At 72.1% G+C, this 13,172-nt stretch carries 10 protein-coding genes and 1 riboswitch; of the genes, 7 read left to right on the plus strand and 3 right to left on the minus strand.

The genetic code is table 11. From position 1 onward, the window contains the following. A partial coding sequence (locus CCN33_RS23055) for a citrate synthase (protein ID WP_140394631.1) occupies nt 1–577 on the minus strand: 577 nt, incomplete at its 3' end. Nucleotides 578–689: 112 nt separating this feature from the next. On the opposite strand from CCN33_RS23055, the gene CCN33_RS23060 reads away from it, so the two are divergent. Together CCN33_RS23060 and CCN33_RS23065 are read left to right on the plus strand one after the other, a co-directional pair. Then, nucleotides 690–1,871: a citrate synthase/methylcitrate synthase gene (locus CCN33_RS23060; RefSeq protein ID WP_086695426.1), complete on the plus strand. Its 1,182-nt coding sequence runs from the start codon at nt 690–692 to the stop codon at nt 1,869–1,871. 134 nt (nt 1,872–2,005) lie between these two features. Next, nucleotides 2,006–3,073 (plus strand): CobW family GTP-binding protein, encoded by a 1,068-nt coding sequence (locus CCN33_RS23065; RefSeq protein ID WP_086695427.1) that lies wholly within the window; start codon nt 2,006–2,008, stop codon nt 3,071–3,073. A 55-nt stretch (nt 3,074–3,128) separates the two neighbouring features. Here CCN33_RS23065 and CCN33_RS23070 read toward each other — a convergent pair whose 3' ends face one another. Beyond that, entirely contained in the window at nt 3,129–5,582 is a 2,454-nt protein-coding gene (locus CCN33_RS23070; RefSeq protein ID WP_086695428.1) for a DNA gyrase/topoisomerase IV subunit A, read from the minus strand. 311 nt (nt 5,583–5,893) lie between these two features. Here CCN33_RS23070 and CCN33_RS23075 point away from each other — a divergent pair, with 311 nt between their 5' ends. The 4 genes from CCN33_RS23075 (at nt 5,894) to CCN33_RS23090 (ending at nt 10,676) form a co-directional block, all read left to right on the plus strand. After that, entirely contained in the window at nt 5,894–7,288 is a 1,395-nt protein-coding gene (locus CCN33_RS23075; protein WP_086695429.1) for a M16 family metallopeptidase, read from the plus strand. Then, complete coding sequence (locus CCN33_RS23080) at nt 7,285–8,673, plus strand: M16 family metallopeptidase (protein ID WP_086695430.1); 1,389 nt, start codon at nt 7,285–7,287, stop codon at nt 8,671–8,673. Before CCN33_RS23075 ends, CCN33_RS23080 begins: the two co-directional genes overlap by 4 nt. A 223-nt stretch (nt 8,674–8,896) precedes the next feature. Further along, nucleotides 8,897–9,049, plus strand: a riboswitch (cyclic di-AMP (ydaO/yuaA leader). Nucleotides 9,050–9,061: 12 nt separating this feature from the next. Further along, nucleotides 9,062–9,805: a M23 family metallopeptidase gene (locus CCN33_RS23085; RefSeq protein WP_086695431.1), complete on the plus strand. Its 744-nt coding sequence runs from the start codon at nt 9,062–9,064 to the stop codon at nt 9,803–9,805. A gap of 187 nt (nt 9,806–9,992) precedes the next feature. Continuing rightward, nucleotides 9,993–10,676: a GntR family transcriptional regulator gene (locus tag CCN33_RS23090; RefSeq protein WP_086695432.1), complete on the plus strand. Its 684-nt coding sequence runs from the start codon at nt 9,993–9,995 to the stop codon at nt 10,674–10,676. A 174-nt stretch (nt 10,677–10,850) separates the two neighbouring features. Here CCN33_RS23090 and CCN33_RS23095 read toward each other — a convergent pair whose 3' ends face one another. Further along, on the minus strand, nt 10,851–11,132 hold the full coding sequence (locus CCN33_RS23095) for an HPr family phosphocarrier protein (RefSeq protein WP_086695433.1): 282 nt from the start codon (nt 11,130–11,132) through the stop codon (nt 10,851–10,853). 187 nt (nt 11,133–11,319) lie between these two features. On the opposite strand from CCN33_RS23095, the gene CCN33_RS23105 reads away from it, so the two are divergent. Further along, a partial coding sequence (locus tag CCN33_RS23105) for a GNAT family N-acetyltransferase (RefSeq protein ID WP_140394632.1) occupies nt 11,320–13,172 on the plus strand: 1,853 nt, incomplete at its 3' end.

The following is a 13,172-nucleotide window of genomic DNA, read 5'->3' on the forward strand; positions in this document are numbered from 1 at the left end:
GGGGGAGGGCGCCGACGAGCGTGGGGATGAGCACGCGCCCCGCGCCGAGTACGGACTCCTCGGACAGGTCGAAGCGCAGCGGGTCCTCGGCCGACGCGGCGATGGCCGCCGCGCGCAGGCGGTCGGTCGGGGAGGCGTGTCCGGGCAGGGCGTTGACGGCCCGACGGGCGGCGTCAACGGTTGATTCCGGCGCGGTGAAGGAAGCGCCGGGGACGAGCCGGCCGGTCCACAGCCACTCCGCCACCTCTTCGAACGAGTGACGCACGGCCAGTTCCGTGGCATCGACCCCACGGAAGTAGTACCGGTCCTCCTCGATCAACGTGATGCCGGTCCGTACGGACAGGTCGACGCCGGATGCCGAAGTCGCCGCCGCCTCACGCCTGTTGCGCCGGGCCAGGGCCGTCACCTCCTGCGCGTCGAAGGTGCTGGCGCGGCTGCCGGGCTCCCGTCTGCTGCTGAGCAGTCCCCGGCTCACGTAGGCGTAGACCGTCTCCGGCTTCACGCCGAGGAATTCGGCGGTCTCCTTGGTGGTCAGCCGCCCTTCGGGCCGGCCGGGGGCGAGTTCGTGAGCGCGCATGAGGGTCACCGTAGCCCTCTCTGGACAGATGGACGGGCAGCATTGAGTCAATCAACATTGACAGGAAACCGGTCAAGCATGGACAGTCGGATCAAGTTCAGGGAGGAACATCATGGCCAGCAACAGGACCGCACCCCTCGTCCAGGCACCGCGTGGACTCGCCGGCGTCGTCGTCACCGACACGGAGATCGGCGACGTCCGGGGAGCCGAGGGCTTCTACCACTACCGCCAGTACTCCGCCGTCGAACTCGCGCGCACCCGCGGCTTCGAGGACGTCTGGCACCTCCTGGTCCACGGCGACCTTCCCGCCCCCGAGCAGCGGGCCGCCTTCACCGCCGAGGTCGCCGAACTGCGGCACCTGCCCGAGGAGGTCCGCGAGGCGCTGCCCGCCGTAGCCGCCGCGAGCCGCGTCGCCGGCCCGCTCGCCGGACTCCGTACGGCCCTGTCCCTGCTCGGCGCGGCCCGCGGCTTCCGGCCCGTGTACGACATCGACGCCGGGCGGCGCCGCGCGGACACTCTCGCCGCCTGTGCCGCCGTACCCACGTTGCTGACCGCGCTGTACCGGCTGGGGCGGGGACTGGAGCCGGTCGAGCCCCGCGTTGATCTGCCGTACGCCGCCAACTACCTGTACATGTTGACCGGCGAGGAACCCGAGACTCGACAAGCCCGTGCGGTCGAGCAATACCTCGTCTCAACCATTGACCATGGATTCAACGCGTCAACCTTCACCGCTCGCGTCATCGCCTCCACCGGCGCCGACACGGCCGCCTGCCTGGTGGGCGCCCTCGGCGCGCTCTCCGGACCCCTCCACGGCGGAGCGCCCAGCCGCGCCCTCGACACCCTCGACGCGATCGGCACCCCGGACCGGATCGACCCCTGGGTCCGTGCACGCGTCCTGGCCGGTGACCGGATCATGGGCTTCGGCCACGCCGTCTACCGCACCGAGGACCCCCGTTCCCGCATGCTCCGAGAGATCGCCCTCGGCTTCGGCGGCCCGCGCGTCGACTTCGCCGTGGAGGTCGAGCGGCACGTCGAGGCGATCCTCGCCGAACTCAAGCCGGGCCGTGGACTGCACACCAACGTCGAGTTCTACGCCGGAGTGGTCATGGAACTGTGCGGGCTGCCCAGGGAGATGTTCACCCCCACCTTCGCCGCCGGACGCGTCGTCGGCTGGAGCGCCAACATCCTGGAGCAGGCGGCCGACCCGAAGATCATCCGCCCGGTGGCCCGCTACGTCGGCCCTGATGCGCCCGTGCCCGTCCCGGCGCCGACGCCGGTGCCCGCCGGTATCTGAGGCCCCCTCGCTGAGGCCGCCCGTCGGGCCGCCGCAGGCCGTCGCACCCTTCGTATCCTGGTCGGACAGTCTGTCCTCCGGGCGCCCCACGCCGGTGCCGCGCCCGGCGAGAAGCGTGGGAAGGGTGCCACCCGTTGGCGAACAGCCGTAGTGCGCAGATTCCGGTCGTCGTGCTGGCCGGGTTCCTGGGGTCCGGGAAGACGACGTTGCTCAACCACCTGCTGCACCGCAGTGGAGGCAGCCGGATCGGGGCCGTCGTCAATGACTTCGGGTCGATCGAGATCGACGCGATGGCCGTCGCCGGGGCGCTCGGGGACTCCACCGTGTCGCTCGGCAACGGCTGCCTGTGCTGCGCGGTCGACGCGAGCGAGCTGGACACCTACCTGGCTCGGCTCGCCGCCCCCGCCGCCGGGATCGACGTGATCGTCATCGAGGCCAGCGGGCTCGCCGAGCCGCAGGAGCTGGTGCGGATGGTGCTGGCCAGTGAACAGCCGGAGATCATGTACGGCGGGCTCGTCGAGGTGGTGGACGCCGCCGAGTTCGACGACACCCGCACCCGGCACCCCGAGATCGACCGGCACCTCGCCCTCGCCGACCTCGTCGTGGTCAACAAGCTCGACCGGGCACCCCACGCCGACCGCGTCCTCGGCCTGGTCCGCGGACTCACCGAGGGCGCCGTACTCCCCGCCACCTACGGCCGCATCGACCCGGAGTTCCTCTTCGACTGCCGCCCCGGCGAGGAGCGCGTCGGCCAGCTCTCCTTCGACGACCTGCACAGCCACGACGGCCACGAAGGAGACGGCGAACCCGACGCCCACGCCGCCCACCTGCACTCCGCCTACGACACCCTGTCCTTCACCTCGGACACCCCCATGGACCCCCGCGCCCTGATGCGCTTCCTGGACGGCCGCCCGGAGGGCCTGTACCGGATCAAGGGATACGTCGACTTCGGCGCCCACGACCCCGCCAACCGCTACGCCGTACACGCCGTCGGCCGCTTCCTGCGTTTCCGGCCCGAGCCCTGGCCGCCCGGCGCGGACCGCCTCACCCAGCTCGTCCTGATCGGCACCGGCATCGACGCCGACACCCTCGGCAAGGAACTGGACGCCGGCCGAGGCGCCGCCGACGAGACCGACGAGCAGGCCATGTGGGGCGTGCTCCGCTACGTGCCGGGCTCCGAGGACGAGCCCGGCACACCGTGAAGCCGGCACACCGCGGTGCCCGGCACCGCAGCGCCGGGCACACCCCGAGCCCCGGCTAGACCACCGGCCCGGCCACCACCGACACGGTCTTCGCCAGCGACGTCCCCGAGCCGTCGCGGCGCGGGTCCGGCTCCGGCAGCTCCACCGGCAGCCCGTTCTTCTGTGCCGCCCGCGCCGGGGCGGGACCCGCCCAGGCCAGCGCGAGGCAGTCCTCGCCCTTCAGGAAGCGCTGGCAGCGCACACCGCCGGTCGCCCGGCCCTTGCGCGGGAACTGGTCGAACGGGGTCAGCTTGGCCGTCGTCTGCACCGAGTCGTCCAGCGTGCCCCGCGAGCCCGCCACCGTGAACACCACCGCGTCGACGGCCGGGTCGACCGCCGTGAACGAGATCACCTTCGCGCCCTCGGTGAGCTTGATGCCCGCCACACCGCCCGCCGGACGGCCCTGCTGGCGCACCTGGGCCGCCTGGTAACGCAGGAGTTGGGCGTCGTCGGAGATGAACACCAGGTCCTCCTCGCCGGTGCGCAGCTCCACCGCGCCGACGATCCGGTCACCCTCCCTCAGGGTGATGACCTCCAGCTCGTCCTTGTTGGACGGATAGTCGGGCAACACCCGCTTGACGACGCCCTGTTCGGTGCCGATCGCGAGGCCCGGCGAGGTCTCGTCCAGCGTGGTCAGGCAGACCACGGTCTCGTCGCCCTCCAGGGACACGAACTCGGCCAGCGGCGCCCCTCCGGAGAGGTTCGGCGCGGTCGCGGTGTCCGGCAACTGGGGCAGGTCGACCACGTTGATCCGCAACAGGCGCCCGCTCGACGTCACCGCCCCGATCTCACCCCGCGCGGTCGCCGGCACCGAGGAGACGATCACGTCGTGCTTGGCCCGGCCGCCCTCCTGCGGAACCGGATCGGCGCCGGTCGTACGGGCCAGCAGCGCGGTCGAGGACAGCAGTACCCGGCAGGGGTCGTCGGCCACCTGGAGCGGCACCGTGGCCACCTGGGAGGCCGCGGACTCCAGCAGGACCGTACGCCGGTCGGAGCCGAACTTCTTGGCCACGGCGGCCAGTTCGCCCGACACCAGCTTGCGCAGCTCCGCGTCCGACTCCAGGATGCGGGTCAGCTCCTCGATCTCCTGGTTGAGTCGGTCCTTCTCCGCCTCCAGCTCGATCCGGTCGTACTTGGTGAGGCGGCGCAGCGGCGTGTCGAGGATGTACTGGGTCTGGATGTCGCTCAGGCCGTAGCGCTCCATCAGGCGCTCCTTGGCCTGCGCGGAGTTCTCGCTGGACCGGATGACCCGGATGACCTCGTCGATGTCGACGAGCGCGGTCAGCAGGCCCTCGACCAGGTGCAGCCGGTCGCGGCGCTTGGTGCGGCGGAACTCGCTGCGCCGGCGCACGACCTCGAAGCGGTGGTCGAGATAGACCTCAAGCAGCTCCTTGAGGCCCAGCGTGAGCGGCTGGCCGTCCACCAGCGCCACGTTGTTGATGCCGAAGGACTCCTCCATGGGGGTCAGCTTGTAGAGCTGCTCCAGGATCGCCTCCGGCACGAAGCCGTTCTTGATCTCGATGACCAGGCGCAGGCCGTGCTCGCGGTCGGTGAGGTCCTTGACGTCCGCGATGCCCTGGACCTTCTTCGCGTTGACCAGGTCCTTGATCTTCGCAATGACCTTCTCCGGGCCGACCGCGAAGGGCAGCTCGGTGACGACCAGGCCCTTGCGGCGGGCGGTCACCGCCTCGATGGCGACCGTCGCCCGCATCTTGAAGGAGCCGCGGCCGTTCGCGTACGCGTCCCGGATGCCGTCCAGGCCGACGATCCGGCCGCCGGTGGGCAGGTCGGGGCCGGGGACGTGGCGCATCAGGGCGTCCAGGTCCGCGTTCGGGTGCTTGATCAGGTGGCGGGCGGCCGCGATGACCTCGCGCAGGTTGTGCGGCGGCATGTTCGTCGCCATGCCGACCGCGATGCCGGAGGAGCCGTTGACCAGCAGGTTCGGGAAGGCGGCGGGGAGGGCGACCGGCTCCTGCTCCTGGCCGTCGTAGTTCGGCGCGAAGTCGACCGTGTCCTCGTCGATCGACTCCGTCATCAGGCTCGCCGCGGCGGCCATCCGGCACTCGGTGTACCGCATGGCGGCCGGCGGGTCGTCGTTGCCCAGGGAGCCGAAGTTGCCGTGTCCGTCGACCAGCGGGACGCGCATCGAGAAGGGCTGCGCCATGCGCACCAGCGCGTCGTAGATCGACGCGTCGCCGTGCGGGTGCAGCTTGCCCATGACCTCGCCGACCACGCGCGCGCACTTCACGTAGGCGCGCTCGGGGCGCAGGCCCATCTCGTTCATCTGGTAGACGATGCGGCGGTGCACCGGCTTCAGACCGTCACGGGCGTCCGGCAGAGCACGGGAGTAGATGACCGAGTACGCGTATTCGAGGTAGGAGCCGCGCATCTCGTCCACGACGTCGATGTCGAGGATCTTCTCCTCGTACGAGTCGTCGGGCGGCGGGGTCTTGGTGCTGCGGCGGGCCATCGCTGCCGGCTCCTTGCTGAAGGCGTGGGACGGATCGGACGCGGACCATTGTGGACCGGGGCACTGACAACGCGGGCCGCGACCCGGTCCGCACGGGTCCGCCCCCGGTGCTCGGCGGCCCGGCGCTCCACCGCCGTCTGCCGGCCGGGAGCGCGCTCGCCATGAGCACGCCTGACGCAGGCTAGTCGATCCGCTGTGGGCGTACGTCGGGCGGGAACTCCGCCGGGCCCTCGCGCGGTTTGCATACAGTGGCAGGAACGGCAGGAAAACCGCGGTTTCACTCGACCGCGACCGCTTGCGAAGGGACGTACATGCCCATGGGTCACACGACCACAGCCCAGGCAGGCTCCGGGGGCCTGACAGCGACCGAGCACCGCCTGGCCAACGGTCTGCGCGTGGTGCTCTCCGAGGACCACCTGACCCCGGTCGCGGCGGTCTGCCTCTGGTACGACGTCGGCTCCCGCCACGAGGTCGCGGGCCGCACCGGCCTGGCGCACCTCTTCGAGCACCTGATGTTCCAGGGTTCCGGCCAGGTCAAGGGCAACGGCCACTTCGAGCTGGTCCAGGGCGCCGGCGGCTCGCTCAACGGCACGACGAGCTTCGAACGCACCAACTACTTCGAGACGATGCCCGCCCACCAGCTCGAACTCGCCCTGTGGCTCGAGGCCGACCGGATGGGCTCCCTGCTGGCCGCGCTGGACGACGAGTCGATGGAGAACCAGCGCGACGTCGTCAAGAACGAGCGCCGCCAGCGTTACGACAACGTCCCCTACGGCACCGCCTTCGAGAAGCTGACCGCCATGGTCTACCCCGAGGGCCACCCCTACCACCACACCCCGATCGGCTCCATGGCCGACCTGGACGCGGCCACGCTGGAGGACGCCCGCGCGTTCTTCCGCACCTACTACGCGCCCAACAACGCGGTGCTCTCCGTGGTCGGCGACATCGACCCCGAGCAGACGCTGGCCTGGATCGAGAAGTACTTCGGCTCCATCCCCGGCCACGACGGCAAGCCCGCCCCGCGCGACGGCTCGCTGCCCGAGGTCATCGGGGACGAGCTGCGCGAGGTCGTCGTCGAGGAGGTCCCGGCGCGCGCCCTGATGGCCGCCTACCGGCTCCCGGAGGACGGCACGCGCGAGTCCGACGCGGCCGACCTCGCCCTCACCGTCCTCGGCGGCGGCGAGTCCTCGCGCCTCTACAACCGGCTGGTGCGCCGCGACCGTACGGCCGTGGCCGCCGGGTTCGGGCTGCTCCGGCTGGCCGGCGCGCCCTCGCTGGGCTGGCTGGACGTGAAGACCTCCGGCGACGTCGAGGTCCCGGTCATCGAGGCCGCGATCGACGAGGAGCTGGCCCGCTTCGCGGAGGAGGGCCCGACCCCGGAGGAGATGGAGCGCGCCCAGGCCCAGTTGGAGCGCGAGTGGCTGGACCGGCTCGGCACCGTCGCGGGCCGCGCCGACGAACTCTGCCGGTACGCCGTCCTGTTCGGCGACCCGCAGCTGGCCCTGACGGCCGTCCAGCGTGTCCTCGAGGTGACCCCCGAAGAGGTCCGCGAGGTCGCCGAGGCTCGCCTGCGGCCGGACAACCGCGCCGTGCTCGTCTACGAGCCGAAGTCCCCGGAGGCGGTCGAGGACGCCGACCTGCCCGACGACCCGGAGCACGAGGCCACCGTAGAGGCCGGCCACGACAACGAGGAGACGGCCAAGTGACCGAGCTCGCCCCCATGGAGTTCCACCCCCAGCCGCAGGCCGGCGAGGCCAAGCCGTGGGCGTTCCCGGCGCCCGAGCGCTCCACGCTGGACAACGGCCTGACGGTGCTGCGCTGCCACCGCCCCGGCCAGCAGGTCGTCGCCGTGGAGGTACTGCTCGACGCCCCCCTGGACGCCGAGCCGGCCGGCCTCGACGGTGTCGCCACGATCATGGCGCGCGCCTTCTCCGAGGGCACCGACAAGGACTCCGCCGAGGAGTTCGCCGCCGAGCTGGAGCGGGCCGGCGCCACGCTGGACGCACACGCCGACCACCCCGGCGTCCGGCTCAGCCTGGAGGTGCCCGCCTCCCGCCTGGAGAAGGGCCTCACCCTGCTCGCGGACGCCCTGCGTGCCCCCGCCTTCGCGGAGAGCGAGGTCGAGCGCCTGGTCCGCAACCGCCTGGACGAGATCCCGCACGAGCTGGCCAGCCCGGCCCGCCGCGCCGCGAAGGAGCTGTCCAAGGAGCTCTTCCCGGCCTCCGCGCGCATGTCCCGGCCGCGCCAGGGCACCGAGGAGACCGTCGAGAAGATCGACGCGGACGCCGTACGCGCCTTCTACGACCGCCACGTCCGCCCCGCCACCGCCACCGCGGTGGTCGTCGGCGACCTCGACGGCATCGACCTCGACGCGCTGCTCGCCGAGACCCTGGGCGCCTGGTCCGGCACGCCCGGCCAGGCCCGCCCGGTGCCGCCGGTGACCGCCGACGACACCGGCCGCGTGGTCATCGTGGACCGGCCCGGCGCCGTGCAGACGCAGCTCCTCATCGGCCGCATCGGTTCCGACCGGCACGACCGCGTGTGGCCGGCCCAGGTGCTCGGCACCTACTGCCTCGGCGGCACCCTGACCTCCCGCCTGGACCGGGTCCTGCGCGAGGAGAAGGGCTACACCTACGGCGTGCGCGCCTTCGGCCAGGTGCTGCGCTCCGCCCCGGACGGCACCGGCGCCTCGCTGCTCGCCATCAGCGGCTCCGTGGACACCCCGAACACCGGCCCGGCGCTCGCGGACCTGTGGACGGTGCTGCACACGCTGGCCGCAGAGGGTCTGACCGATGCCGAGCGGGACGTGGCCGTGCAGAACCTCGTCGGCGTGGCCCCGCTGAAGTACGAGACGGCCGCCGCCGTCGCCGGCACCCTCGCGGACCAGGTCGAGCAGCACCTCCCCGACGACTTCCAGGCGGAGCTGTACCGCACGCTCGCGGCCACCGGCACCGTGGAGGCCACGGCCGCCGTGGTGAACGCCTTCCCGGCCGACCGGCTGGTCACGGTCCTGGTCGGCGACGCCGCCCAGATCAAGGAGCCCGTCGAGGCGCTCGGCATCGGCGAGGTCAAGGTCGTCTCGGCCGAGTAGCCGCACAGGAGTGGGTCCTGACGGCGCACAAGTCGTCAGGGCCCACACCTGTGTTCGGGAGTGGCCTCGAACACCGGTCACCAAATGTCCGGATTGGGGCGGAGGTTACCCCTCTGGCGTGTGGGATGCACTACAAAAGCCCGGACCCGTTTGAAGATCCGCTCCCGTCCCCTTTAGCTTCTTCCGGGCTGTTCGTCAGGCAGTGCGCCGCGCCCGCGGCACCGGACAGCCATCGCCGAGTCCCCCGCAGGGGGAGCCGGGGACCCACGCAGTCCCTGGGGTGAATCGGGCGCCCGCGCGTGAGCGAGGGCGGCCGTAGGAGACCTTCCTGCTCCGAACCCGTCAGCTAACCCGGTAGGCGAGAGGGAAGGAAAGGAACAGCCTGCTCATGGCGTTCATGTGCGCCACCGGGAAGCACCGCAAGCCCGGCCGGGTCAAGCGCACCACCGCAACGGCGGCCGGTGTGGCGGCTCTCACCACCGGTGTCGTCGGCACCCTCGCGGCCTCCCCGGCGCTCGCCGCGGACAACTCCGTCGAGAACACCGGCCTCACCCCCGTCATCGCCGTCAGCGACACCCTCGCCGACGAGATCGCCGCGCAGGCCACCGCCCAGAAGGCGTCCGCCGAGCGCAAGGCCGCCGAGGAGGCCGCCGAGCGCGCCGCCGCCGAGCGGGCCCGCGAGGCCAAGGAGCGCGCCGCCCGCAAGGCCGAGCGCGAGCGCCTCAACTCCTTCGTCATGCCGATCACCGGCTCCTACGTCTCCACCGCCTACCAGTCCTCCAGCTCCCTGTGGTCCTCCGGTTCGCACACCGGCATCGACTTCCACGCCGCCAGCGGCACCGCGGTCCACGCGGCCGGCGCCGGCACCGTGGTCTCCACCGGCTGGGGCGGCGCGTACGGCAACGAGATCGTGATCAGGATGGCCGACGGGATGTACACCCAGTACGGCCACCTGTCGTCCATCGGCGTCAGCGTGGGCCAGCGCGTCGTTCCGGGCCAGCAGATCGCCCTGTCCGGCGCCACCGGCAACGTCACCGGCCCGCATCTCCACTTCGAGGCCCGTACCGGCCCCGACTACGGGTCCGACGTCGACCCCGTCGCCTACCTCCGCAAGCACGGCGTGAACGTCTGACCCTCCGGTCCCGCGAAAAGCCCCGGCCCACCCGGCCGGGGCTTTTCGCTGCGCGCTTTCCTCCGGGCGCTGTCCAAAAAATAGCCATGGATTCCGGTAGGCCATCGGAAATCCTCGCGCATTGCCATAGAGTCACGGGACAAGCGCTGTGGCCGGCGTTTCACGGGCATTAAGGCGGAGGTGGGTCATGCGTATTCCGGCGCACTCGGTGTGCACGGCGATCCGGGACGACATCGTCGCCGGAATCCACGAGCGCGGCGGCCGGCTCACCGAGGAGGTCCTCGCCCGCCGCTACGGCGTCTCCCGCGTCCCCGTCCGCGAGGCGCTGCGCACGCTGGAGGCCGAGGGCTTCGTGGTGACCCGGCGCCACGCGGGTGCCTGCGTGGCCGAGCCCACCGAGCAGGAGGCCGCCGACCTGCTGGAGATGCGCCTGCTGCTGGAGCCGCTCGGCGCCGCGCGGGCCGCCCAGCGGCGCACCGAGGCTCATCTGAAGGTGCTGCGCGGCCTGGTCAGGCTGGGTCAGGAGCGGGCCAGGCTCGGCAACAGCGACGACCTGCGCGCGCTGGACGGCTGGTTCCACGAGACGCTCGCCCAGGCGTGCGGCAGTCATGCGCTGACCTCGGCGCTCACCCAGCTCCGGCACAAGATCGCATGGATGTACAGCGTGGAGGGTCCGGTCAGCCCGCCGGAGACCTGGGTCGAGCACGGCGCGATCGTGGACGCGGTGGCGCGCGGCGACAGCGACCGCGCGCGGGCGGTCACGGCGCTGCACACCGAGCGCGCGACCCTCGCCCACCGGCTGCGCACCCCCGCCGGCGACCGCGCCCGGCACGCGCAACATCCTGTAAACACAGCGGGACTCCGGAATTAACACGGGCGCTGTATACAAAGAGGGATATTCGCGTGCCGGGCAATTGTGCTGCCCACTTTCGGCGTGCCGTCAATTATCGGCGGTGCGCTATTGGTGGCGCCTGAATTCGGTGTGCGGAAACGCAGAAGCCGCGCCGCCTCCGAAGGGGCGACGCGGCTTCCGCCGTGAATGGGGTCAGACCGTCTCGGGCAGTTCGTCCAGGCCCTCGGCGACCAGCTTGGCCAGCCGGTCCAGCGCGGCCTCCGCGCCGTCGGCGTCGGAGGCGAGGACGATCTCCTCGCCACCCTGGGCGCCCAGGCCCAGGACGGCCAGCATCGAGCCCGCGTTGACCGGGGTGCCGCCGGACTTGGCGATCGTGACCGGGACGCCTGTGGCCGTGGCGGCTCGGACGAAGATGGAAGCGGGGCGGGCGTGGAGGCCCTCGGCCCAGCCGACGTTGACGCGGCGCTCAGCCATGTGATGCTGCCCTTCAGTCTCTCAGGTTGTCTAGACCAGTTTCCCATACGGGGAACCGTGCCCGGAGCGGCACTTCACCGCTCCGGAACCTCTCCGTACCGGCCGTCGGACCACGGCCTCGGCCCGACTTCCGTGTCCCGCACACTGCCTCGCGCCGTACGCCCGCGCGAGCCGTACGCTGGGGCCCATGCAGACCCCGGCGGACCGGCAGGACCGGCACGAGTACCCCGCCCACTGGGAGGCGGACGTGGTGCTGCGCGACGGCGGCACCGCGCGCATCCGGCCCATCACCGCGGACGACGCCGACCGTCTCGTCAGCTTCTACGAGCAGGTGTCCGACGAGTCGAAGTACTACCGCTTCTTCGCGCCGTACCCGCGGCTCTCCGCCAAGGACGTGCACCGCTTCACGCACCACGACTTCGTGGACCGGGTGGGGCTCGCCGCCACCGTCGGCGGCGAGTTCATCGCCACCGTACGCTACGACCGCATCGGCGCCGACGGTATGGCCGCCTCCGCCCCGGCCGACGAGGCCGAGGTCGCCTTCCTGGTGCAGGACGCCCATCAGGGCCGGGGTGTCGCCTCCGCGCTGCTGGAGCACATCGCGGCCGTCGCCCGCGAGCGCGGCATCCGGCGCTTCGCCGCCGAGGTGCTGCCGGCCAACACCAAGATGATCAAGGTGTTCACCGACGCCGGATACACCCAGAAACGCAGCTTCGAGGACGGTGTGGTCCGGCTGGAGTTCGGGCTCGAACCCACCGACCGCTCGATGGCCGTGCAGCTCGCGCGGGAGCAGCGCGCCGAGGCCCACTCGGTGCGGAGGCTGCTCGCCCCCGGCTCCGTGGCCGTCATCGGCGTCGGCCGCGCGTCCGGCGGGGTAGGTCGCAGCGTGCTCGGCAACATCCGGGACGCGGGGTACGCGGGCCCGCTGTACGCGGTCAACAACGCCTTCCCGGACGGCTGTCAGCAGGTCGACGGGGTGCCCGCGTACCGCTCGGTCCGGGAGATCGAGGGCCCGGTGGACGTGGCCGTGGTCGCCGTACCGGCCGACGCGGTGCCCGCGGTGGTCACCGAGTGCGGTGAACACGGGGTGCAGGGGCTGGTCGTACTGTCCGCCGGGTACGCCGAGAGCGGGCCCGAGGGGCGGGAGCGGCAGCGGGCGCTGGTCCGCCAGGCACGGGCCTACGGCATGCGGATCATCGGCCCCAACGCCTTCGGCGTCATCAACACCGCCGAGGAGGTACGGCTCAACGCCTCCCTCGCCCCCGAGATGCCCCGGCCGGGCCGGATCGGGATGTTCGCCCAGTCCGGCGCCATCGGCATAGCCCTCCTCTCCCGGCTGCACCGGCGCGGGGGAGGGGTCACCGGGGTCACGGGCGTCTCCACCTTCGTCTCCTCCGGCAACCGCGCCGACGTCTCCGGCAACGACCTCCTCCAGTACTGGTTCGACGACCCCGACACCGACGTCGTCCTCATGTACCTGGAGTCCATCGGCAACCCCCGCAAGTTCACCCGGCTCGCCCGGCGCACCGCCGCCGCCAAGCCGCTCGTCGTGGTGCAGGGCGCGGGCTCCGCCCCGCCGGGGCACGCCGTACGGGCCACCCGGCTCCCGCACGCCACCGTGTCCGCGCTGCTGCGGCAGGCCGGGGTGATCCGGGTCGACACCATCACCGAACTGGTCGACGCGGGGCTGCTGCTGGCCCGCCAGCCGCTGCCCGCCGGGCCGCGCGTCACCATCCTCGGCAACTCCGAGTCCCTCGGCATCCTCACCTACGACCGCTGTCTCGCGGAGGGGCTGCGGCCGTCCCGCCCCCTGGACCTGACCACCGCCGCCACCGCCGCCGACTTCCACCGGGCGCTGGCCCACGCCCTCGCGGACGACACCTGCGACGCCGTCGTGGTCACCGCCATCCCCGCCATCGGGGAGAGCTCGCCGGACGACGCGGAGCTGGCGGAGGCGCTGCGCTCGGCGGCCGCCGCGGTGCCGGGCAAGCCGGTGCTGGTCGTGCACGTCGAGCTGGGCGGGCTGGCCGAGGCGCTGTC

The sequence above is a fragment of the Streptomyces recifensis genome (assembly GCF_002154615.1).
GTDB lineage: Bacteria > Actinomycetota > Actinomycetes > Streptomycetales > Streptomycetaceae > Streptomyces > Streptomyces griseoluteus.